The 23,476-nt window shown below is 73.0% G+C and carries 19 protein-coding genes and 1 riboswitch; of the genes, 12 read left to right on the top strand and 7 right to left on the bottom strand.

From position 1 onward, the window contains the following. Window positions 1-31: 31 nt before the first annotated feature. Window positions 32-688 (bottom strand): class I SAM-dependent methyltransferase, encoded by a 657-nt coding sequence (locus tag RE027_RS13190; protein WP_368808735.1) that lies wholly within the window; start codon window positions 686-688, stop codon window positions 32-34. A gap of 131 nt (window positions 689-819) precedes the next feature. On the opposite strand from RE027_RS13190, the gene RE027_RS13185 reads away from it, so the two are divergent. Further along, complete coding sequence (locus tag RE027_RS13185) at window positions 820-2,235, top strand: dihydrolipoyl dehydrogenase family protein (RefSeq protein ID WP_368808734.1); 1,416 nt, start codon at window positions 820-822, stop codon at window positions 2,233-2,235. Between the two features lie 62 nt (window positions 2,236-2,297). On the opposite strand, the gene RE027_RS13180 is transcribed toward RE027_RS13185, so the two are convergent. From RE027_RS13180 to RE027_RS13160, 5 genes are all read right to left on the bottom strand, one after another. After that, window positions 2,298-2,981 carry a TVP38/TMEM64 family protein gene (locus tag RE027_RS13180; RefSeq protein ID WP_368808733.1) on the bottom strand — a complete coding sequence of 228 codons (684 nt, stop codon included), beginning with the start codon at window positions 2,979-2,981 and terminating at the stop codon, window positions 2,298-2,300. Between the two features lie 669 nt (window positions 2,982-3,650). After that, window positions 3,651-4,820: an FAD-dependent oxidoreductase gene (locus RE027_RS13175; RefSeq protein WP_368808732.1), complete on the bottom strand. Its 1,170-nt coding sequence runs from the start codon at window positions 4,818-4,820 to the stop codon at window positions 3,651-3,653. Between the two features lie 38 nt (window positions 4,821-4,858). Further along, complete coding sequence (locus RE027_RS13170) at window positions 4,859-5,572, bottom strand: class I SAM-dependent methyltransferase (protein WP_368808731.1); 714 nt, start codon at window positions 5,570-5,572, stop codon at window positions 4,859-4,861. Further along, complete coding sequence (locus RE027_RS13165) at window positions 5,569-6,786, bottom strand: type III polyketide synthase (RefSeq protein WP_368808730.1); 1,218 nt, start codon at window positions 6,784-6,786, stop codon at window positions 5,569-5,571. Before RE027_RS13165 ends, RE027_RS13170 begins: the two co-directional genes overlap by 4 nt. A 229-nt stretch (window positions 6,787-7,015) precedes the next feature. Continuing rightward, complete coding sequence (locus RE027_RS13160; protein WP_368808729.1) at window positions 7,016-7,381, bottom strand: avidin-fold protein; 366 nt, start codon at window positions 7,379-7,381, stop codon at window positions 7,016-7,018. 174 nt (window positions 7,382-7,555) lie between these two features. Between RE027_RS13160 and RE027_RS13155 the strand changes: the two genes are divergently transcribed. The 9 genes from RE027_RS13155 (at window position 7,556) to RE027_RS13115 (ending at window position 20,464) form a co-directional block, all read left to right on the top strand. Further along, window positions 7,556-9,184: a peptide chain release factor 3 gene (locus RE027_RS13155; RefSeq protein ID WP_368808728.1), complete on the top strand. Its 1,629-nt coding sequence runs from the start codon at window positions 7,556-7,558 to the stop codon at window positions 9,182-9,184. Window positions 9,185-9,606: 422 nt separating this feature from the next. Further along, window positions 9,607-11,121 (top strand): SulP family inorganic anion transporter, encoded by a 1,515-nt coding sequence (locus tag RE027_RS13150; RefSeq protein ID WP_368808792.1) that lies wholly within the window; start codon window positions 9,607-9,609, stop codon window positions 11,119-11,121. Between the two features lie 95 nt (window positions 11,122-11,216). Further along, entirely contained in the window at window positions 11,217-12,002 is a 786-nt protein-coding gene (locus RE027_RS13145; protein ID WP_368808727.1) for an acyltransferase family protein, read from the top strand. Between the two features lie 5 nt (window positions 12,003-12,007). Then, window positions 12,008-14,275 carry an SGNH hydrolase domain-containing protein gene (locus tag RE027_RS13140; RefSeq protein ID WP_368808726.1) on the top strand — a complete coding sequence of 756 codons (2,268 nt, stop codon included), beginning with the start codon at window positions 12,008-12,010 and terminating at the stop codon, window positions 14,273-14,275. Window positions 14,276-14,432: 157 nt separating this feature from the next. Continuing rightward, entirely contained in the window at window positions 14,433-15,368 is a 936-nt protein-coding gene (gene ppk2 / locus RE027_RS13135) for a polyphosphate kinase 2 (protein WP_368808725.1), read from the top strand. A gap of 111 nt (window positions 15,369-15,479) precedes the next feature. Then, entirely contained in the window at window positions 15,480-17,351 is a 1,872-nt protein-coding gene (locus RE027_RS13130; protein ID WP_368808724.1) for an ABC transporter ATP-binding protein, read from the top strand. Between the two features lie 31 nt (window positions 17,352-17,382). Then, a riboswitch (glycine riboswitch) is annotated at window positions 17,383-17,481 on the top strand. 428 nt (window positions 17,482-17,909) lie between these two features. Next, entirely contained in the window at window positions 17,910-19,340 is a 1,431-nt protein-coding gene (locus RE027_RS13125; RefSeq protein ID WP_368808723.1) for an L-serine ammonia-lyase, read from the top strand. 129 nt (window positions 19,341-19,469) lie between these two features. After that, window positions 19,470-19,856 carry a hypothetical protein gene (locus tag RE027_RS13120; protein WP_368808722.1) on the top strand — a complete coding sequence of 129 codons (387 nt, stop codon included), beginning with the start codon at window positions 19,470-19,472 and terminating at the stop codon, window positions 19,854-19,856. 170 nt (window positions 19,857-20,026) lie between these two features. After that, on the top strand, window positions 20,027-20,464 hold the full coding sequence (locus RE027_RS13115) for a hypothetical protein (protein ID WP_368808721.1): 438 nt from the start codon (window positions 20,027-20,029) through the stop codon (window positions 20,462-20,464). A gap of 108 nt (window positions 20,465-20,572) precedes the next feature. On the opposite strand, the gene RE027_RS13110 is transcribed toward RE027_RS13115, so the two are convergent. Beyond that, window positions 20,573-21,049 (bottom strand): excalibur calcium-binding domain-containing protein, encoded by a 477-nt coding sequence (locus RE027_RS13110; RefSeq protein ID WP_368808720.1) that lies wholly within the window; start codon window positions 21,047-21,049, stop codon window positions 20,573-20,575. Window positions 21,050-21,963: 914 nt separating this feature from the next. On the opposite strand from RE027_RS13110, the gene RE027_RS13105 reads away from it, so the two are divergent. Both RE027_RS13105 and RE027_RS13100 read left to right on the top strand, forming a co-directional pair. Beyond that, on the top strand, window positions 21,964-22,854 hold the full coding sequence (locus RE027_RS13105; protein WP_368808719.1) for a LysR family transcriptional regulator: 891 nt from the start codon (window positions 21,964-21,966) through the stop codon (window positions 22,852-22,854). A gap of 94 nt (window positions 22,855-22,948) precedes the next feature. After that, window positions 22,949-23,128 (top strand): hypothetical protein, encoded by a 180-nt coding sequence (locus tag RE027_RS13100; protein ID WP_368808718.1) that lies wholly within the window; start codon window positions 22,949-22,951, stop codon window positions 23,126-23,128. Window positions 23,129-23,476: the final 348 nt, after the last annotated feature.

Below are 23,476 nucleotides of genomic sequence, written 5' to 3'. Positions count from 1 at the left end.
CCCGCAGACGTGAGGTCATCGGCACGAGGGACTACGCCGGGGGCTCCGGCCTGCGGCGGCCCGCCCGGATCTGCAGGTGACCGCCACGGGCGGACGTCGCGACCACGTCCGTGCAGTCGCGCTCCAGGGCGTGCCAGGGGTGGGCGTGGACGTCCGAGCCGCCGAGCCGGCACGAGAGCCGTGCCAGGGGCCTCAGGACCGAGAAGGCGCCCGTGGGCTCCTGCAGGTCCACGACGGCCAGCGAGGCCGCCGGCGCGCACAGCGCCAGCATCCGCTGCCACGCGCCCTCCCAGTCCGGCATCAGGGACAGCGCGTAGGTGGCCAGCGCGGCGTCCGAGCGCTCCCGGCCACCGGCGGAGGCGATCCGGGCTCCGATCCCCTCCGCGGACAGGGTGGTGGCATCGGCCTCGAGCAGGATCACGTTGCGCCATCCCCGGCGGCGGACCCGGCGCCGGGCCCGGTCGAGCATCCGCGGACTCCGGTCGATGCCGACGATCCTCCCGGTGCTCCCCACGACCTCCTGCAGGAGGGCGAAGTTCAGTCCCGTGCCGCACCCGACGTCGAGCACCTGGTCCCCCGGCCGCGGCGCCAGGGCCGCGGCGCCGGCCCTCCGGCCCGCGCGGTACACCGGGTGCTCGGCGGACAGGAGGTCGTAGAACGGGGCGAACGCGGCGTACTCGTCCGGCATGCCCGCTCCTCCCGCCGACGGTCCCCGGCACCCGCCGAGAACCTGCTGTGTCCGTGGGCACAGCATAGGGTGGGCCGACAGCGTCCGTGCCGGGACCGGCACCGCGGCACCCACGACGACGAGGAGTTCCCATGGCGTTCGACGACGGCGTGCTCGACCTGCTGGTGATCGGAGGTGGCACGGCCGGCATCGTCGGCGCCAGGACCGTCGCCCGGCTGGGGGCCCGGACCGTGCTGGTGGAACGTTCCCGGACCGGCGGGGACTGCCTGTGGACCGGGTGCGTGCCCTCCAAGACGATCCTCTCGGTGGCGAGGGCCTCGGCGGTGGAGAGGGAGCTGACCGGCAGCGGCACCGACTTCTCCGCCGTCCGGGCCCGGATCGCGGCCACCATCGCCGCCATCCAGCCCGACGACTCAGCCGAGTCCCTGCGGGACGCGGGGGTCACCGTGCTGTCCGGCACGGCGAGGTTCACGGCACCGGGCGAGGCCGAGGTCGACGGGCGGAGGGGGCGGTTCCGCCAGACGCTGATCGCCACGGGCAGCGCGCCGACGGTGCCGGGGATCCCGGGCCTGGACGACGCCCGGACGGTGACCTCCGAGACCGTCTGGGACCTCGAGGAGCTGCCCCGCCGGCTGGTGGTCGTCGGCGGGGGCCCGATCGGGTGCGAGCTGGGCCAGGCCTTCGCGCGGCTCGGTGCGCAGGTGGTCCTCGTGGCGCGCTCCGGGATCCTGCCCAAGGAGGACCGGGACGCCGCCGCCCTGGTGCACGAGAGCCTGGTGTCCGACGGCGTGCGGGTCGTCGAGAACGCCGGAGCCGACCGGGTCGACGCCCACGAGGACGGCAGCAGCACCGTGCACACCTCCGACGGGCAGGCGTTCGCCGCCGACGTCGTGCTCGTGGCCGCCGGGCGGACCGCCCGCACGGAGGGCCTGGGACTGGACGCCGTCGGGGTGCGCACCGACGACTCCGGCCACGTCGTGGTGGACGCGAGGATGCGCACCTCGCGGCCCACGGTCTGGGCGGCCGGGGACGTCACCCCGTACCCCGAGTTCACCCATCTCGCCGGGGTGCACGGCAGCACCGCGGCCTCGAACGCGGTCCTGGGGCTGCGGCGCTCCGTGAGCGGCACGGTCCCGCGGGTCACCTACACCTCCCCCGAGCTCGCCGCCGTCGGGGTGACCGAGGCCTCCGGGAAGGGGCGCACGACGTCCACGATCCGCCACGGGGACACCGACCGGGCCGTGACCGAGCAGCACCCGGGCGGGATGACCCGCATCGTGGTCGACCGGCGGGGCCGGATCCTGGGCGGGACGGTCGTGGGCCCCCGGGCCGGGGAGTCGCTGGCCGAGCTCACCCTGGCCGTCGAGCAGCGCCTGAGCACGCGGGACCTGGCCGGGGTCACCCACCCCTATCCCACCTACAACGACGCCCTGTGGAACGCGGCCATCGCCCACGCCGGATCCGCGTTGGACTCCCCGGTGGCCGGCGCGGCCGTGCAGGCCCTGCTGCGGCTGAACCGGTGGCGCGTTCGGCGCAGCACCCGGTAGCCGGGCACGGGCGGCCGGTGGCTGCGGATCGGGAGGGGCCGATGCGCCGGCGCGGCCGGACGTCACGCACCGGTGCCGCCTCCGCGCCGCCGGGTCCGCACGGCGACGACGGCGCCGGCCAGCGTCAGCACGCCCAGCACGCCGACCGCCACCAGCGCGGGCCACTCGAGCTCGAGGCCGTACGCGCCCAGGGCCACGAAGCTCAGCGCCCCCGGGACGATGCCCAGCATGGTGCCGAAGAAGTACGGCCACCAGCCCACGGAGGTGAGGCCCGCGGAGTAGTTGATGGCCGTGAAGGGCAGCACCGGCACGAGCCGCACCCCGACGACGGCCACGAAGCCCCGCCGGCGCAGCACCTCGTCGACCCTCCCGACGCGCGTACCCGTGAACTTTTCGACGGCCTCCCGGCCCAGCGCGCGGCCGAGCCAGAAGGCCGCCGTGGCCCCGAGCATCGCCGCGGCGTACACGACCAGCAGACCCCCCGAGAACCCGAACAGGACACCGGCCGAGATGGACAGCACGCTCTTGGGGACGGGGGCCAGCGTGAGCGCCGCGTAGCCCACGACGAAGGCGGCGACTCCCCACCAGCCGAGATCGTCAAGCATCGCCCGCAGCTCGACCACGGTGGGGAGCGGCAGCACGTACGCCACCACGGACGCGAGGGCGAGAAACAGCAGCAGCAGGAGCAGTCGCCCGAGCGGGCCGGGACGGGCGCGCCGGGCCCCTGCGTCCTGTGCCTGCATCATCGCCGCCTCGGTCGGTCCGGAGCGCCCGTGCGGGAGCCGTCTGCAGGTCGAGGATACGGGAGACCCGTCCGCCCGAGCTCTCGGAGAAAGTCCATGACGCTCCCGTCCTCGGGCCGTGCTCCCCGGCGTTCCGCCCGTGGTGCGAGCCGGCGCTCGCGGCCATGCTGTTCCACAGCTCGTGGCGGCCCCGGCGACCGCACCGGGCCGGAGTGCACCGGGGACCGAGCGGTCGGGCGGGCCGACCGGTGGAGCGCGGCGAGCTGGGCGCGCCGCGGTGCTGGCGGCGCGAGGGCAGCGGCTGGTGGCGGACGCGCTTCGGCGTCGTCGAGCCCGTCCCCGGCGAGAGCCGGTGCAGCACGTGCCCTACGACGGGGCCGAGGCCTAGGCCCCGTGGGCCGGACGCCGTCTGCCCGCCGAAACCGCGTGGGAGAAGGCCGCCCGGGGGACCCCGCCACCGGACGGTCCCGGCGCTACCCGTGGGGGAACGAGGAGCCCGCCGACCACCGCTGCCCGACCATCTCGAGCGCGGCCCCCGGCCCAGGACGTGCGCGCGGGGCGGTGCGCCGGCGAAGATCCTGCGGCCGAGACGGTGCCACGACGCCCTGCGCAACGTACTCGGGCGTCCGCGTCATGCCGACCCGGTACAAGACGGCGTCGTTGCCGACCGGCTCACCCCCAGGCCATGGTGAAGGCCCGCGCCAGCGGGTGGCGCAGCGGGGTGCGCAGCGCGCCCCGGACGGCGATGCCGCGAGCGCGCCCCGCCACGACCGACACCGGCCGGCCCATGGCCATGTTCAGCTCCGCCACGCGGGCGGCCCGGCGCGCGGAGCGCAGGCGGGCGCGCTGGAAGTCCTGGAACGAGGGGATCGCCGGCAACGGGCACCCGGGGTCGTCGGCCACCAGGTCCTCCAGCAGGGGGGCCAGGGCCAGGGCGTCGAGCCATCCCAGGGTGATCCCCTGACCCCCGATGGGGCTGAACTCGTGGGCGGCGTCGCCGATCAGCACCTGGCGGCCGGTGACCAGGCGCCGCGCCAGCTGCCGGCGCACCGTGAAGGCGCTGGTCATGGTGTGGGAGCCGGGATCGAGCACTTCCCCGGTCCGCTCGCCGACGATCGAGGCGAGGTCCTCCGCGCGGGAGGCGGCCGGGACGGAGCCGGTGTGGGCGACCCAGCGGCGCATCCTGCCCGGCAGCGGGAACGACTCGACCACCCCGCCGGGTTCGAGGTAGATCGCCGCGGTGCTCCCGTCCCCGGTGGTGTCGGCGAAGTCGCCCATCAGGAACGTGTCCGGATACGGCTTCAGGTCGGTGCCGATGCCCGACCGGGCACGGACCACGCTGCGCGCACCGTCGGCGGCCACCAGCACCCGTCCCCGCCAGACAGCACGCTCCGCCGGGCCGGGAGTGGCGTCCGGGGCGGGCGAGCGTGCGGCGACGACGTCGACCCTCCCGCCGGTGTCCTGGACGTCGTGCACGTCCCAGCCTCGCCGCAGGGCGCCGGGGGCGAGTTCCTCCAGCCTGCGCACCAGCACCGCCTCGGTGCGGTGCTGCGGCAGGGACAGGACGAAGGGGAAGTCCGGCCGGACCCTGTCGAAGGCGAGCTCACCCAGGTGGCGACCGCGGCTGCGGCCCACGCCCCGCTCGACCGGGACCCCCTGCGCCAGGATCTCCTCGTCGAGTCCCAGCCGTTGCAGTGCGACCAGCCCCGGCGGGTGCAGGCCGATGGCCCGCGAGTGGGCGCTGGATCCGGTGCGCCGCTCGAGCACGACCACGTCCACGCCCTGCTGCGCCAGCAGCGTTCCCAGGAACAGGCCGACCGGGCCGCCTCCGACGACGACCACGTCGCACTCCCGCCCGGGCGCCCCGCTGGGCACCGCTCTCATTCCGCGCCCGCGCGGCCCGGCTCGTGGATCAGGAGCAGACGCCAGGGCCGGCGCCGTTCGACCCGCCACCCGGACGGGACGGCCGCCGCGAGCTCCTCGGCCGTGTAGCTGCGGCGGATGGACGTCAGCCCGTCCTCGCGGATGAAGGAGCCGCGGAAGAACGGCCAGGTGCCGACGGCGAAGAAGGAGTACGCCCACCGGCTGCGCGCGATGTCGCTGTGCACGACCCGGTGCCGAGCCAGACGCTCCGAGTCGGCCAGCAGCGCCTGGCGCCCGGCGTCGTCGAGGTGGTGGAGCAGGTGGTTGGAGATCACCACGTCGAAGGTCCGGCCCTCGGCGACCAGGTCGTGGCTGAACGCACGGCGGAAGGTGATCCCCTCCACGCGGGGCTGGGCGGTGGCCCAGCCGTGTGCCCGAGGGTCGGGATCGACCGCGGTGATCTGCACCCGGTACCCGTCGCGGCCCGCCCACCGGGCCAGGGCCCGGGGGAGGTCCCCGCCCCCGGAGCCGATGTCGAGCACGGTGGTGACCCGGTCCCGGCGCAGGACGGGCCGGAGGTGCCGGCGGTAGGTGGGACGCCATCCCGCCACCACCGCGTTCACGGTCCGGAAGTGCGCGTAGGTGCGCTCCAGCGCCGTGAGGTCGCAGTGGGGTGCGTCCATCCGCTCGACGGCGTCCCGGTCCTGCCGGGTCAGGTCGGGAAGGATCACCGTCCCGCCCGGGACCCGGTGTCCAGCGCCTCCGGCACGTCTCCCACGGCGGCCCGGTCCCCCACGGCGGGAACCAGGGCGCCGGTGGCGCCGAGCTTGGTCATCAGCGCGGACTCGACCGTCAGCCCCGGGCCGAAGGCCATCCCGCAGATCCTCTCCCCGGACGCGGCGGAGGGCCCGTCGAGGATGTGCTTGAGCACGAACAGCACGGTGGCGCTGCTCATGTTCCCGTAGTCGCGCAACGTCTCCCGCGAGGGGACCAGCTGCTCCGGGCGCAGCGCCAGCTTGCCCTCCACCTTGTCGAGGATGCTGCGGCCGCCCGGATGGATGGCCCAGTGCTCGATCTCGGAGTACGGCCGGGCCAGGAGGCCCGGGTCGTGGGCCAGCAGGGGGGCCAGGGCCTCCACGATGTGGCCGTCGATGATGTGCGGCACGTAGGCGCCCAGGACCATCTCGAACCCGTTGTCCCCGATGTTCCAGGCCATCGCCTCCTCCCCGGTCGGGGTGAGGACCGTCTCGAAGTGGTCCAGCTGCAGGACGGCTCGCGTCGAGTCGAGCTCGCGGCCCGTGACGACGGCCGCGGCGGCGCCGTCGCCGAACAGGGAGGAGGCGACGATGGTGTCCGGGTCGTCGGAGGTGCGCACGTGCAGGGTGCACAGTTCGGCGCACACCACCAGGACGGTGGCCTCCGGGGTGGCCTCGCAGATCGACTTGGCCTGGCGCAGGGCCGGGAAGGCGGCGTAGCAGCCCATGAAGCCCAGATGGTAGCGCTGCACCGCTGGGTCCAGGCCGAGGCCGCGGACGACGTGGTAGTCCGGCCCCGGGGCGTAGAACCCGGTGCAGGAGACGGTGATGACGTGGGTGATGTCCGCGGCCTCGACGCCCTCGCACGCGGCCAGCGCACGGGCCGCGGCCCGGACGAAGAGACCGGTGGCCTCCTGGGCGTAGACCCCGTTGCGGATGCCCGTGGAGGGGTTCAGGATCCGCAGCGTCCTCGCGTCGAAGAAGACCGGTTCACCGGCGGGCTCGGCGCGGCCCCACTCCCCCAGCACCGTGTGGCGGCGGTCGATCCCGGAGGCGTTGAACGCCGCGGGGACCAGTCGTGTGCCGAGACGGCCCAGGCCCGGCTGGGCGGCGAAGACGTCGCGCACGTCGTCCTGGGCGAGCGCGACACCGGGCAGCGCGACTTCCAGGGACCTCAGGGCGACCGTCATGCTTCATTGTCACGACATGCATCGCCGGGGCACAACCCGGATCACCTGACGGTTCCCCGGCAATGTCTCCGGGCCGGCCGCCCGCCGGTGCGCCCAGGGCGATGCTCAGCGAACCGCCCGGACCGGTCGGTCGGCCTCGTCCTCGGTGCTGAAGCAGTGCACGGACGCGTCGGCAGCTCGACGGCACGCCACCACGCCAGGCGGCGGCGGACCGCGGACGCCCCCCGGGCTACCGGATCTCCTCCAGCACGCTGGTGCCGGTCCCGGGCCGGGACTCCCAGGCCCACGACTCGTGGAGACGGACGCGGCCGTCGGCCAGCACCTCGATCTCCGAGGTGCACCGCCCGCCGGCGGTGTCGCCGGTCACGCCGAGGTGGGAGTAGCGGAAGTCCAGGGTGCCACCGGTCCGCGTCCCGACGAGGAAGCCCTTGCGGACCGCTCCGCCGCCGTAGTCCGCCCAGACGGTCCCGCCCTCCTGGTGATAGGTGAAGACCGTGCCGGAGCCGACCTCCCCACCGGCCGAGTTGGTGACTCCGGCGAACCGGCGTCCGTCGATCCGTACGGTCCTCGAGGTCTGCGTGGCGTCGTCGTCCATGGGTCCATGATGCCGGAGGCCCCGGCGCCTCCCCGACCCGGCGGGTGTGCCGCCGGGATCCGGTGGTCGGGCGCTGCTGTGCCGGGGCGGCGGGTCGGCCGCTGCCGGGCGCCGTCGGTGTCGGGCTGGTCACGACGGCACCGGACGACTCTCACGTCACGGTAGGTTGAAGGGATGGCTTTTCACCACGAGGCAGGTTCCGCGTCCCCGGCGACGGAGGACGTCGGCGCGAACGTCGTGCGCGAGGCGTCCCGGCGACGCACCTTCGCCGTCATCTCGCACCCGGATGCGGGCAAGTCGACGCTGACGGAGGCCCTGGCCCTGCACGCGCAGGTCATCGAGGAGGCCGGGGCGACCCACGGCAAGTCCAACCGCCGTTCCACGGTCTCGGACTGGATGCAGATGGAGCAGGAACGGGGCATCTCGATCAGCTCGGCCGCCCTGCAGTTCACCTACCGGGACACCGTGTTCAACCTTCTCGACACCCCCGGCCACGCCGACTTCTCCGAGGACACCTACCGGGTGCTGGCCGCCGTCGACTGCGCCGTGATGCTCGTCGACGCCGCCAAGGGCCTGGAGACCCAGACGCTGAAGCTCTTCGACGTGTGCCGACGGCGGGGCCTGCCGGTGATCACCGTGATCAACAAGTGGGACCGCCCGGGCAAGGACGCCCTGGAGCTCATCGACGAGGTCCAGCAGCGCACCGGCCGGGTGCCGGTGCCCCTCAACTGGCCGGTGGGCCTGTCCGGGGACTTCCGGGGCACCCTGGACCCCCGCACCCGCACCTACACCCGCTACCGGCGGGTGTCGGCCGGGGCCGCCGTGGCCGAGGCCGACGTCCTCGCCCCCGGGGAGGCCGCCGCGCTCGAGGGCGAGGCGTGGACGGAGGCGCTCGAGACGGCCGAACTGGTGGCCGAGGGCAACGGGGAGTTCGACGCCGAGGCGTTCCTGGCCGCGCAGGCCACGCCGGTGCTGTTCGCCGCCGCGGCCCTGAACTTCGGGGTGGCCACCCTGCTCGACGTCCTGGTCGACCTCGCACCCCCGGCCGGCGCGCGTCTCGACGCGGACGGGGCCCCGCGCCCGGTGGGCGCGCCGTTCTCCGGGTTCGTGTTCAAGCTGCAGGCCGGGATGGACCGGGCCCACCGCGACCACGTGGCCTTCCTGCGGGTCTGCTCCGGGGTGTTCCACCGCGGCATGGTGCTGACCCACGCGGCCACCGGGAAGCCCTTCGCCACCAAGTACGCCCACCACGTCTTCGGCCGGGACCGCGAGACCGTCGAGACCGCTTTCCCCGGGGACGTGGTGGGGCTGGTCAACGCCTCCGCGCTGCGGGCCGGCGACAGCGTCTACGTGGGCGGACCGGTGGTCTTCCCGCCCATCCCGCACTTCTCCCCCGAGCACTTCCAGGTGGCCCGGGCGGTGGACGCCGGACGCGCCAAGCAGTTCCGCCGCGGGATCGTCCAGCTCGAGCACGAAGGCGTGATCCAGGTGCTGCGCTCGGAGACCCGCGGGGACCAGGCCCCGGTGCTGGCGGCCGTGGGCCCGATGCAGTTCGAGGTCGTCGCCGACCGGATGGCCCGGGAGTTCGGCGCGCAGGTGCGCCTCGAGCCGCTGCCCTACACCCTGGCCCGCCGGGTGCTCGCCCCGGACCCCGAGGTCCTCAACCGCATCCCCGGCACCGAGGTGCTCCGGCGGGCCGGCGGTGAGCCGATCGCCGTGTTCACCGACAAGTGGAAGCTCGGCCGGGTGGCCACCCACGCCCCCGAGGTCACGCTGGAACCGATCGGCGGAACCCTCGACTGAGCGCCCCACCCGGACCACCGCCGTCGGAAGGAGCCGAGGAACCGGTCCCCCCGGTGCAGGCCGTCGGAGAACGTCGTCCGCCGCCGGTCGCCCCGGGTGGTGCGCCGAGCGGTTCTCCCGGGCCCGGCGCACGGCGTAGCAGCTCCGCTCTCGTGTGAGGCATCTCCCGAGTCGGCATCAGAACTCTACAGTCACGTTAGGGTAGAGTTGGAGATGGGCCGCAGCGACCGATTCCCGCAGGAATCCGGTCCCGGTCCCGACCGGCGCAGTACAGCGCCCCCTCCGTTCCGACACAGACCTCACCGAGGGCGCCCACGCGCCCGGAACCGCAGCATGGGAGACCCTTCATGGCCAGCACCGGCACCGAGAGAGAACCGAGGACCAGCTCCCTGCCCGTCATGTCCCAGGCCGAGCAGGACCAGATGTCCCCCGGTCACGTCGAGCTGTCCCCGGAGCAGCGCCAGGCCGTGCTGGGCACCCTGAGGTCACCGCGCCGGCTCAAGACCGAGGTGCTGGCCGGGCTGGTCGTGGCCCTGGCGCTGATCCCCGAGGCGATCGCCTTCTCCCTGATCGCCGGGGTGGACCCGCAGGTGGGGCTGTTCGCCGCCTCGATCATGGCCGTGACCATCTCCTTCCTGGGCGGGCGCCCGGCGATGATCTCCGGGGCCACCGCGGCCACCGCCTTGATCATCGCCCCGCTGGTGGCCTCCCACGGCATCGACTACTTCATCGCCGCCGTGATCCTGGCCGGGGTGTTCCAGGTGATCCTGGGTCTGATCTGGGCGGCCCGGCTGATGCGCTTCATTCCGCGGTCTGTGATGGTGGGCTTCGTCAACGCCCTGGCCGTCCTGATCTTCACCTCCCAGATCCCCGAACTCATCGGGGTACCGTGGCTGGTGCACCCGCTCACCGCCCTGGGGCTGGTGATCATCTTCCTGCTGCCGCGGGTCACCCAGGCGGTCCCGCCCCCGCTGATGGCCATCGTCGTGGTCACCCTCATCGCGGTCCTCGCCGCCCTGGTGGTGCCCACGGTCGGGGACAAGGGCGAGCTGCCCGATGCGCTGCCCACCCTGTTGGTCCCGGACGTGCCGCTGAGCCTGGAGACCTTCCGGATCCTGGCCCCCTACGCCTTCACCATGGCGATCGTGGGACTGCTGGAGTCGCTGATGACGGCCGAGCTCGTCGACGACGTCACCGACATCCGCTCGAACAAGACCCGCGAGTCCTGGGGCCAGGGCGGGGCGAACATCATCACCGGCTTCTTCGGCGGCATGGGCGGCTACGCGATGATCGGCCAGACCATGATCAACGTCAAGGCCTCCGGGGCCCGCACCCGGATCTCCACCTTCTGCGCCGGGGTGCTGGTGCTTGTTCTCGCCGTGGCCCTGGACCCGGTCGTCGCCCTGATCCCGATGGCCGCGCTGGTGGCCGTGATGATCTTCGTCGCCTGGGCCACCTTCGACTGGCACTCGATGCGCCCCACCACCCTGGCGAGGATGCCGCGGTCGGAGACCATGGTCATGCTCTCCACCGTGGTGGTCACCGTGTGGACCCACAACCTGGCCATCGGGGTGATCGTCGGGGTGCTGGTGGCGATGATCGCCTTCGCCCGCCGGGTCGCGCACATGGTCTCCGTGGAGCGCACCCTCGAGGAGCACTTCGGCGAGCAGATCGCCAAGTACACCATCAGCGGGGAGCTGTTCTTCGCCTCCTCCAACGACCTCTACACGATGTTCGACTACGCCGGGGACCCCCAGCACGTGGTCATCGACCTCTCCGACTCCCACCTGTGGGACGCCTCCACCGCCGCGGCCCTGGACTCGGTCACCGACAAGTACGCCCACTACGGCAAGGACGTGGAGATCGTCGGGCTCAACCAGGCCAGCCGCCGGATGCGGGTGCGCCTGGGCGGAATGCTCAACAACGGCGGGCACTAGGGCACCACGGAACCGGCACCGGACCCTTCCTGAGGGCCCGGCACCGGTTCCGCCCCCTCTCCATCCGCACCGACCCGGACAGGCGTTCGATCCCCATGACGTTTCCGACCGCGATCAGCACCACGTCCCCCGCCCCCACCACCTCATCCCCTGCCCCGACCACCCTGGCCCCACGGGTCGTCCACCGCCCCGACCTGCAGGGCCTGCGCGGGGTGGCGGTGCTGCTGGTGGTGGCCTTCCACGTATGGACGGAGAAGGTCTCCGGCGGGGTGGACGTCTTCTTCGTCCTCTCCGCGTACCTGCTCACCGGCTCCTTCCTCCGCCGGATCGAGACCGGGCGTGCCCTGGCGGTGCCGGCCTACTGGGCGCGGACCTTCGCCCGGCTCATCGGACCGGTGGCAGTCATGCTGCTGGCCTTCCTGGGCGCGATGCTGGCGTTCTTCCCGCCCAGCCGGTGGAACGAACTGCTCACCCAGGCCTGGGGCTCGCTGTTCTACATGGTCAACTGGGTGCTGGCCGGACAGGCCGTGGACTACTACGCCGGCAACTCCGCGGCCACCACTCCGCTGCAGCACATGTGGTCCCTGTCGGTGCAGGGCCAGGTCTTCCTGATCTGGCCGCTGCTGCTGGCCGTCACCGCCGCCGCAGCCCGGCGGAGCGGCCTGCGCTTCCGCCCGGTGGCCTGGGGCGTGTTCGGGGCCGTGTTCGCCGGCTCCCTGGCCTGGTCGGTGCTCGCACGGCCGGCACACCGGAGGCTGCCTACTTCAGCACCTTCGCCCGGCTGCGGGAGTTCGCCCTGGGCTCGATGGCCGCCCTGGTGCTCACCACCACCGGCGCCCCCAGGGCGCTTCCCCGGCACCGGGGAGCCCTGGCACAGGTGACCGGGGTGGCGCTTGGCTGGGTGGGACTGGCCGCGATCCTCACCACCCCCTTCCTCACCTACCCCGAGACCCGTTTTCCCGGCACCGTGGCCCTGGCCCCCACCGCTGGGGCCGCGGCGATCTTGCTCGGCGGCGCACTGGCCCCCGATGCCCGAGCCGGCGCCACCCGGCTCCTGGCAGCCCGCCCGCTGCAGTGGTTCGGCGACCGCGCCTACGGCATCTACCTGTGGCACTGGCCGCTGCTGATCACCTATCTGCTGCTTTCTACCCGCGACACCGTGCCCGTACCGGTCGGACTCGGGATCCTGGTCGCCTCGGTGGCTTTGACCCGGGTCACCGCGCTGCTGCTGGCCGGCTGGCGGGCCCTGCCCGGGGTTCGCGCCGACAGCGGGGTGCGCCTGATCGCCACCGACCTGCTGGTCGCGGTCCCGTTGACCGGGGCGCACCAGTACACGTTGCTGCGCGATCCCGCCGCCGGGGTGGAACGCACCCCGCAGAACTACCCCGGGGCCGCGGTGCTGCGCGGGGAGGTGACCGAGGTCCCGGACGTGCCGATCATCCCCACCGACGCCGACCGCGAGCACGAGTGGGGCGACACCGGCGCACCCTGCTCCCCCGGAGACACCCCCGGGCAGCTCGACGGGCGCGGTGACTGCTGGGTCATCGAACCCGAGGACGGCACCGCACCCGAGCGCACCGTGGTGGTGATCGGGGACTCCCACGCCCAGCAGCTGCGCACCCCCGTCCACCGCACCGCCGACGCCCAGGGCTGGAAGGTCATCTCCTATCTGCGCATGGCCTGCCGCTACACCGCCGAGTCGGAGCACCCCGACGAGCAGTGCAACGAGTTCAACGCCGCCGCACGGGACGCGGCCCTGGCGGCCGACCCGGACGCGATCCTCACCATCGGCACCCTGTCCCTGGCCGAGGCCCCGCACGAGGAACTCGTCGAGGGCTACGAAGCCGGCGTCCGCCCCTTCCTCGATGCCGACATCCCCGTCGTGGCCTTCCGCGACAACCCCCGCTTCGACCACGACATGTTCGAGTGCGTGGAGACCTACGGACCCCACCACGACCGCTGCAACCCGCCACGGGCGGAGTCGCTGCTGCCGGTCAACCCGCTCGAGGAGGTGGCGGCCCGCCACGAGGACCTGCACAGCATCGACCTCACCGACCGGCTGTGCACCGAGACCACCTCCCCGGGGTGGTCGGCAACATCATGGTCTACCGCGACCTCGACCACGTCACCTCGACCTACGGCGAGACCCTGGCCCCGGACGTGGAGGCCCGTCTGGTGCGGGCCCTCGGCTGGGACGGGTGACGGAGCCTGCCGTGACGTGGACGCGCACCGGGTGCCGACGACGACGGCGCCCGGAGCGCCCACTCCTGCGGCGCCGGCGGAGGCCGCAGCGGGCGGAGACCATGCCCGTCACGGCGGCACGGGGTCTTCGGCCAGTGTTCACCCAGCGTTCGTTCCGGAGGCGCCCGGGGGTCCTAGTGTTCGGTGGAACCGCTGGTCACGGCGAGGGGACCGCGCCGTCGTGGACGCCGTGGAGCGCTCTTCCCGGCAGCAGCGGGACCACATGCGGACTCGACACGGATGCCACGCGGGGTGCATCCCGTCAGGAGGGGTGATGAGGGATCCGATTGAGCAGCCCGAGGACCTGGACACGCGGGTGCTGCAGCGCACCGTGGCGCACCTGGCCGACCGGTACGCGGGGATCTTCCCCCCGGAGCTGGTCGAGCGGGTCGTCTTCGAGTCCTACGCGACCCTGGCCCGCACCGCGAAGGTGCGCACCTACCTCGCCCCGGTAGCCGGGCACTTCGCCGCCGACCGGCTGGCCGCCCTGGCCCATGCCAAGGACCGGGACGCCTCCGGGATCCCGCAGGTGCTGTTCGTCGGCCGGCACGACACCGGGCTGGCCCAGATCGCCGCGGCCCTGCTCGCCCACCACGCCACCGGCACCGCCGTGGTGCGCTCGGCCGGCATCCTGCCCGGGCCCGCGGTGGACGCCGTGGTCCTGGAGGCGCTGGCCGCCCGCGGGGTGGAGGTGGGGCAGGTGTATCCGAAGCCGCTCACCGACGACGTGGTCCGCGCCGCCGACTGGGTAGTCACCTTCGGGCCCCGGGACGCCGTGGCGGTCTACGAGCACACCGTCCACCAGCACTGGGACGTGGCGGACCTGCAGGACGCGGCCCCGGAGCGGGTCCGGGCCGTCGTCGACGACCTCGACCACCGGGTCCGGGCCCTGTGTGCGGACCTGCGGGCCTGAGCCGGCCGCCGGCAGTCCTGCGTGGGCCGCTCCGAGCGATGTTCACCGTCCGGCCACCGGCAGTCCTGCGTGGGCCGCTCCGAGCGATGTTCACCGTCCGGCCACCGGACTGACCTACACTGCGCGGCAGGAGGCCCAGCAGACGAGGGAGCGGTCGATGCCTGACGGAAGACGACAGTGGATGCCCGCCGAGCAGTGGGCGGTGCGGGAGAACCTGCGGGAGTTCATCGACCACCTCACCGAGATGGGCTACACCGTCCCGCACGGGCACGAGGAGGACCCCCATCTCATCGATCCGGGCGGGTCCGCGGTGGAGACCTGGCAGGAGGACTACCCCTACGACGAGCTGATGTCCCGGGAGGAGTACGAGCTGGAGAAGTACCAGCTGCAGATCGAGCTGCTGAAGTTCCAGTACTGGGGCCAGGACCACGACCTCAAGCACGTGGTGGTCTTCGAGGGCCGGGACGCGGCGGGCAAGGGCGGGACGATCAAGCGCTTCACCGAGTACCTGAATCCGCGGGCCGCCCGGGTCGTGGCGCTGGGTAGACCCTCCGACCGGGAGGCCGGGCAGTGGTACTTCCAGCGCTACATCGGCCACCTGCCCACCGCCGGGGAGATCGTGCTCTTCGACCGCTCCTGGTACAACCGGGCGGTCGTCGAGCCCGTGATGGGTTTCTGCACGCCGCAGGAGTACGCCACGTTCATGGCGCAGACCCCGGTGTTCGAGAAGATGCTGGTGGAGTCGGGGATCCACCTGACCAAGTTCTGGTTCTCCGTCACCCAGCACGAGCAGCGCACCCGCTTCGCGATCCGCCAGATCGACCCGGTGCGCCGCTGGAAGCTCTCCCCGATGGACCTCGCCTCCCTGGACCGGTGGGAGGACTACACCGAGGCCAAGGAGGAGATGTTCCTGCGCACCGACACCGACCACGCCCCGTGGATCACCGTGCGCTCCAACGACAAAAAGCGCGCCCGGCTCAACGCCATGCGCTTCTTCCTGGACCAGTTCGACTACGAGGACAAGGACCCCGCGGTGGTGCATCCCCCCGACCCCTCGATCGTGGCCCGCGGCCGCGACGCCGTCGGCGACTGAGTCCGGGGCCCTCCCGATCGTGCTGGTGCCCTCGGGGAGGCCGGACCCTGCCATCAGGCATTGACAGGAGCACCGGTGTCACCACATGTTGACAGCCAGGGGGTTCCGACGATGGGTGAAATCACGACGGCCGAGGACGCGCAGGTGCCCCGGGGCCGTCTGCGGGACCTGACGGGCTACCTCGCGGAGCACCGTGGCGTGCTGGGCGTGGTGCTCGTCCTGTCCGTGCTGGGAGCCGGGCTGAGCCTGGCGCAGCCGGTGACCGTCCACCGGATCATCGACTCCATCGGCACCGGCCGGCCGGTGGCGCCGCTGGTGACCGTGCTGGTGCTGCTGGTGCTCGGTGCCGGCCTGGTGGGCGCGGTGCAGCAGTATCTGCTCGAACGCACGGCCGAGGGCGTGGTGCTCTCGGCCCGCCGGCGGCTGGTGGACCACCTGCTGCGCCTGACCGTGCGCGAGCACGACATCCGCCGGACCGGGGACCTGGTCTCCCGGGTCGGCGCAGACACCACCATGGTCCGGGCCGCGCTGACCGGTGGGCTCGTGGACGCCCTGGGCGGGTCGCTGGTCTTTGCCGGCGCGGTGGTCGGCATGGCGCTGCTGGACGCGCTCCTGCTCGGCATCACGCTCGGCGTCGTCGTCGTGGCCGTGCTGGCCGTGGTGGTCGCCTCGGCACGGATCCAGTCCCTCACCCGGTCGGCCCAGGACGCCGTGGGCCGGCTCGCCGCCGGCGTCGAACGCGCCGTCTCGGCGGTGCGCACCATCCGCGCCAGCGGGGCCACCGACCGGGAGGTGGCCCGGCTGGAGGCCGAGGCGTCGTCGGCCTACGACTTCGGGGTCCGGGTCGCCGGTGTCGGCGCGGTGCTCTGGCCGATCAGCGGGCTCGCCGTCCAGGGGTCCTTCCTCGCCGTCCTCGGCGTGGGTGGCTACCGTGTGGCATCCGGTGTCCTGGCGGTCGCCGACCTGGTGACCTTCATCCTCTTCCTGTTCATGATGGTCATGCCCCTGGGCCAGTTCTTCTCCGCCATCACGACCGTGCGCACCGCCCTGGGTGCCCTGGGCCGCATCCAGGAGATCCTGGAGCTTCCCCGCGAGGACACGGACGACGAGGTCTCCGACCGGGCGGACGCCACACCGCGGACCGGGACCGTCACGCGCGGAGCAGAGGTCGGGGAACGTCCCGGCGAGCTGACCTTCGACGAGGTCGCCTTCTCGTACCGGCCGGGCCGCCCCGTGCTGGACCACGTCAGCTTCACGGTCCCGGCCGGGTCGACCACCGCGATCGTCGGACCGTCGGGGGCCGGGAAGTCCACCCTGCTCGCCCTGGTCGAGCGCTTCTACGACCCCGAGCACGGATCGATCCGGCTCGACGGCACCGACGTGCGCGCCCTGTCCCGCACCGGCCTGCGGGCCCGGATCGGCTTCGTCGAGCAGAACGCCCCCGTGCTCGCCGGAACCATCCGGGAGAACCTCCTGCTCGCCGCGCCCGAGGCCGACGAGGACTCGTGCCGGACGGTGCTGGACGCCGTCAACCTGCTGGAGCGCCTGCAGGAGCACCCCGACGGGCTGGACGCCGCCGTCGGGGACGACGGCGCAGGTCTCTCGGGCGGCGAGCGCCAGCGCCTGGCCATCGCCCGCGCCCTGCTCGCGGACACCCCCCTGCTGCTGCTCGACGAGCCCACCGCCAGCCTGGACTCCCGCAACGAGCAGGCCCTCCACGCCGCCATCCGCTCCGCGGCGGCCGGGCGCACGGTCCTCATCGTGGCCCATCGCCTGTCCACCGTCGCCGGGGCCGACCAGATCGTCGTGCTCGACCACGGCCGCCTGACCGCCGCAGGCACCCACGACGAGCTCCTGCGCAGCTCGGCTCTCTACCGCGAGCTGGCCCGCCACCAGCTCCTCGTCCGGCCGGCGGAGGTCGCCCCGCCCGGCCTCAAGCGGGAGGACGGGGAGATCGTTGCTTTCCCCGATCAGCGTCACTAGGCTGTGGTGGTAGTCACAGAACTGCAGCCGTCGAGGTGCGTCGGGAGAGTCCCGTCAGCCAGACCGATCGGGCGCCGTAGGAGCAATTCCTCCCCGGGAAACTCTCAGGCCCATGTACCGTCGCACCGAGGCACATCTGGAAAGTAGCGCGGTGTCTTCTGCGCTCGCCGAAGGAGCAAGCCCCACCCCGTCCGGGTGCGGCGGAAACTCTCAGGTCGTGCAACAGATCGGGGAGGAACCCACAGACCGCGCGGGTGGACCGCGCAGAACCTGGAGTTCCTCGATGACGACCGTCCCGGCTCGCCCGGCCACTGCGGCGCCACTCGGTGAGCACACCGGCCTGCACGACGCGCACGCCGCCCCGGGGGCCCCGTGCCCCGGATCCGGTCCCCGGGACGTGCCCCGGTTCACGGCTCCGGGCCGGCCGGGCCGGAGTGTCCGGTGCTGCCCGGATCCGCTGCCGCCGGTCCCGAGAGACCCGTCCGACCCGGGCCGCGCGTCGTCCCCCCACATCACCTGCCCCGCTGCCGGGGCACCACCATGCATTGGAGCGTCATCATGGCCATCAGCGTCTTCGACCTGTTCACCGTGGGCATCGGCCCGTCGAGCTCCCACACCGTCGGCCCCATGCGCGCCGCCCTGCGCTTCGCACAGTCCCTGGCCGAGGAGGACTTCCTGGAGTCCACCGCGGACCTGCGCGTGGACGTCTACGGATCGTTGTCCGCCACCGGCCGCGGTCACGGCACGTTCACCGCGATCCTGCTGGGCCTGGAGGGCCACGACCCGGAACTGGTCCGTCCCGACCAGGTCGAGGACCGGCTGGCCGACATCGCCGCCACCGGCACGCTGCGGCTGGGCGAGGCCCTGGGACACCGCAAGGACATCCTCTACACCGTCGCGGACATGGTGCAGCACCCGCTGACCGTGCTGGCCCGGCACACCAACGGCATGCGCTTCCAGGCCCTCGACGCCGCCGGGGGCGTGCTGACCGCGCAGACCTGGTTCTCCGTGGGCGGCGGATTCATCGTCCGTGACGGCGAGGAGGACACCGCCGCGGCCGAGCTGGCCGCGGCCACCGCCCAGGTGCCCTATCCCTTCCGCACCGCCGAGCAGCTGCTCGCGCACTGCCGCACCACGGGGCTAAGCATCGACGAGGTGATGCTCGCCGACGAGCGGACCTGGCGCGGCGAGGACGAGATCCGGCAGCAGCTGCTGCACATCTGGGAGGTCATGGAGGAGTGCAAGGACTCCAGCCTGCGGCGCACCGGCCCGCTGCCAGGCGGGCTGAACGTCGCCCGCCGCGCCCCGGACTGGCACCGGCGCCTGCGCACGGAGGACCCGGACCGGGACCCGGGCTTCTGGCCGGAGTGGGTGAACCTCGTGGCCCTGGCGGTCAACGAGGAGAACGCCTCCGGCGGCCGCGTGGTCACCGCCCCCACCAACGGGGCCGCCGGCATCGTCCCGGCGGTGCTGTTCTACGCCACCCACTACTCCCCCGCCGCCCGCGCCGCGGCCGGGCAGGGCCCGGAGGCCCTCGATGCGGTCAGGCGGGACATCGTGGTCCGCTTCCTGCTCACGGCCGGGGCGGTCGGAGTGCTGTACAAGGAGCAGGCGTCGATCTCCGGGGCCGAGGTCGGCTGCCAGGGCGAGGTCGGTTCCGCCTCCTCGATGGCCGCGGCCGGACTCGCGCAGATCCTCGGCGGAACCCCCGCCCAGGTGGAGAACGCCGCGGAGATCGCCATGGAGCACAACCTCGGACTGACCTGTGACCCGATCGGGGGCCTGGTGCAGATCCCGTGCATCGAGCGCAACGCGATCGCCGCGGCCAAGGCCATCAACGCCGCCAAGATGGCCATGTGGGGGGACGGCACGCACCGGGTCAGCCTCGACGAGGTCATCGTGACCATGCGCGAGACCGGCAGGGACATGAGCCACAAGTACAAGGAGACGGCCCTGGGCGGGCTGGCCGTCAACGTCGTGGAGTGCTGACGGTGACGGCACCCTGAACGCCGTGGCGCGCTGAACCCGGCCTCCCCGGACGACGCCGGCCCGAGGTGCCGTGCTCCGACCGGCCGGCTCGAGATGGATCTGTCGGCCCCCGGCGGTATCGTCGAAATCATGAGGATTTCTGCAGCCTCTCCCCCGGACCTGCAAGGACCGACCACCTCGACACCGCGGTTCGAGACCGCCCGGCGCAACTTCCAGCTCGCCCGCCACGAGCTCACCATCGCTGCCCTGGAGGAGCTGGTGCTCCGGGTTCGCATCCGGCACCCGGACGCCGCCCGGGTGCTGTTCGTCTGCGACGACGTCGAGGACGGGCTCTACCTGGCCGAGATCACCGACGGCGCCGGTCGCCCCCTGGGCACGGGCGGGCCGCTGCTGGACGACCGCACCACCGGCCAGGTCCTCGGCAACCTGCGCGGGTCCGATCTCGCATCCCTGGACGGAGTGACGCACGACCGGGCCGCGATGGCCTTCGCCGTGGAGATCGACACGCTGGGCTGAGCCGGTGGCCGGCGGTGTCGGCCCATCCGGAGACTGTCGGAGCACCGGGAGACCGACGGCACCGGGAGACCATGGGACCGCGCGCCGGTCCATCGGCCCGGCCGCCCGCGCTGGACCGAGCCCCTCCGCCGGCCGCGACGCCGTCGGGCAACGGCCCTAGAGTCACGCCCATGGGGGACCTGCTGTACGAGTGGATGGATACGGAGCAGGCCGCCGAGGCGCTGGACGAGGACCAGGTCCTCCTCCCCGGCCTGCCGATCTGCAGCGCCTACCAGACCGCCCACGGCCGCGACCCGATGAGCGGGTCGGAGATGCGCGCGCACGTGGAACGCACGATCAGCGCGCTGCGTGGTGAGGGTCCGGAGGCGGCCGCCACCGAGGAACCGCTGGTGACGGTGGTCGCCGAGGTGGACTGCTTCGACGTCGGTCTGCGCGCCGACCTCGCCGAGCAGCACTCCGCGCTGGTGGAGTGGCTGATCGCGGAGCTCGCAGACCGCGACGGCGTCGTCCCGGTCCACCGCTGCGGGACCTCCGCGCTGGTCGTGGACGTCCCGTCCTGGGACGAGCTGAGGGTGCGGATGTGGCTGCAGCGGCACCCCCCGCGCTGAGCGATCCGGCCACCCCGTCATCCGCCGGCACGTTCCCCAGCCCTGAGGAACTCCGCGCGACGGCCCCGGTGCCCCACGGGGGGGGGCACCGGGGCCGACGGGGCGCCGCTAAGCGGTCCGGGCGCGCCGCCGCACCAGGAGTGCGCCGCCGGCGGCGACCAGGACCAGGCCACCGGCGACCGCGGCCGCGCCGTCGCCGGCGGCGGGCTCGACGGCCACGCCGGTGTCCGCGCCGCCGACCGGGACCTGCTCGATCTGCGGGACCTCCTCGAGCCCGGTGCCCTCGGGGCCGGCGACGATGCCGGTGCCCGGGGGCAGTTCCTGCAGCCCCTGCTGCGTGGCGACGATCTCCGCGACCTTGGCGGCGTCGTAGGGGTAGATGTCGCTCTCGCACCCGACGGAGTCCGCATCGCGGTCCAGGGCGGGAGCGTACGCCGGACTGGTGGCGGGAATGTTGTGGACGCCGGCGGCCGCGGCTGCGTCACAGTTCGGGAACGGCAGAGCCGCCGCGGTGGCCGGGGTGACGGTCAGGGCCGAGAATCCGACGGCGGTGATCAGTGCTGCACGTGCTGCGCTTCTTCTCATCTGCTTCTCGCTCTCTCCGGGGATGCTTGCATTTGCAACGTACCCACTCCGTCCCCTCGGCCACCACCCTGGGCTCGACACAGAACTGATCCGGCCAGGAAGGGTTGACTTCGGGTCACACGGTGGGCTTCCGTGGCACCCCTGCCCAGCACCCCGATAGCCACCTCCCGTCCCGGACATCCGGGACGGAATCCATCGCGCCTGCACCAGGACGGGTGGTGGCAGAAGCATGGCGCGGAATGCTGCCGTGACCACCGATCACCCCGAGCGGATCCACCGGGCTCCGGGGTCCCACCGGCTGCTGCCGGAGCCCACTCCTAGATTCACGGAAGCACCACAATGTTGCCCGTGATCCGCACCATATGTCGGCGCTGTTTGCAGGACACCGGGTGGATTGGCGATCCTCGGTAGTGGGAGAAACCGGGACCGGACCAGCGGTCACGCGGTGGCTTTCCTGGGAGCCCATGGCGTCGGCCGGACAACGGAGTCCACCCGATGCCCGGCCCTCATCCCCCTGGGGAGACAGTGTTGGAGGCGGAACGTGCTGGGGGGCCGTTCCGCCTCCAGCCATCTCAAGAACCTCGCGGATCCAGCTCGCCCCCGATCACGAGGGATGCAGCCCCGGCGCGCGCCGGCATCCGGGTCGATCCGTCGGCGGGCGCGGAACCCGGTGGCCGATGAGACCTCCGGGCGCTCCAGCGGCCGGCTCGGCCGACGACTGCCCGCAGGTGCCCGGGTGCCTGCCTCCCGCCGCCCTCACGGACCGTTGTCTATCCTTTCGATCAGGGCGGTCGATCAAGCAGAGCGACAACGATGCAGTCGCCCTCTCACCGGTCGGGCACGCTGGTTCAGCCCGGTCGACGCCCCGGAGTCCGCTGCCGTGCCGAGGGACGTCTGCTGCGGAAGGAGACGGGATGAATCTGCGCCAGCTGCGGTACTTCCTGGCCGTGGTGGACAAGGGCGGGGTGCACCGGGCGGCGGAGGCCCTGTTCGTGGCCCAGCCGTCGATCTCCCAGGCCCTCCGGGGTCTGGAGCTGGATCTGGGGGCGACCTTGTTCCACCGGACCGGCCGTTCCCTGGCGCTCACTGCCGCAGGGGAGGCCCTCATCCCCGTCGCACGGGAAGTGATGCACGGGGTGGAACTGGCCCGGTCGATGGTGGACGCCGTCGAGGGCCTGCACAGTGGTCGGCTGGTCATCAGCTCCACCCCTTCGCAGGCGGCCAGTCCGCTGGCCCCCCTGGTGGGCCGCTTCCTGCAGCGCTACCCCGGGGTGCAGATCGTGGTCAGGGCGGCGGCGCACCGCGACGACGTCGTGTCCGCCCTGCGCGTCGGTGAGGCGGAGCTGGGCTTGATGGCCCGTCCCGTGCACGCTGCTCCTCCGGCCGAGCTGACCGTCCGACCGGTGGAGGTCCAGCGCTATCTCTGCGTCGCCCGTGACCCCGGGGCCATGCCCACCGGGTCGGATCCGCTGCGGCCGGAGGAACTGGCCGGGGCCCGGCTGATCGTGGGGCAGCCCGGCACCGGCGTGCGCCGGGCGGCCGACCTGGTCCTGGCCGGCGCCGAGGGCAGCAGGGTGGTGGTGGAGATCGAGAGCCGCGAGGGCCTGCTGCCGCTGGTGCTGGCCGGGGCGGGGATCGCGGTGGTGGCCGAGGGGTTCCGCGCCGCGGCCGAGGCCTCGGGGTTGTCGGTGCGGGACCTGGACGTGCCCGAGGCACTGGCCGTGGACCTGCTGCACCGCCGGGGCCCGATCAGTCCGGCGGCCCAGGCCTTCCTGGCCGTGGCGGCCGACCGTGTCGACGATTGAGCCCTTCATCCTGACTGCTGATAAGAATTGACTATCAGAGGGACAACTTCTTGGTCTTGGACACTATGTCGGCGGATACGGTGTGATGTATGTCATGACCCGCACCTGTCGCACCACCCTCACCCCTGGGAACGGCATCGGCACGGACGTGCCCGGGACCGCCTGCGGAGCGCCGACCGCGACCCTGGTGCGCACCGGCGACCTCGGCGGCACCACCACGTCCGAGTTCGCCCACGAAGCCCTCGCAGCACCGGGCGCCCACGGCACCGCCTGAACCGACGCCGCACCGCGATGCGGCCGGCCCCCGATGCCCGGCGGACCGGTCCGTACCGTGAGACCTTCCCCATCTGCCTCTGCCCCGGCGCGTGGACCGCCGGCGCAAGGCAGGCCGCCTTCCCACCCTCGGGCCAGGACCTCGACGACAGGTCCGTCACCCAGGTCCGGCCCGTCCTGTTCCGCAAGACCGACAGCCACCCTGCAAGCGAAGCACGAGTATCTGTGAGGACTGACACATGAGTGATCGATCCGGGGGCGTCGTCCCCGAGCAAGGCGAGTTCGAGCATGGGACGCAGGAGCGTGATCCGGTCCGGGCGCCGGGGCGGACCTGGCTCTACCGGGGGTT

The organism is Kocuria sabuli (assembly GCF_040981185.1).
Taxonomy (GTDB): Bacteria; Actinomycetota; Actinomycetes; order Actinomycetales; family Micrococcaceae; genus Kocuria; species Kocuria sabuli.
The sequence above is the reverse complement of the archived record's forward strand: the minus strand, read 5'-3'. Positions and strand labels throughout refer to the sequence as shown.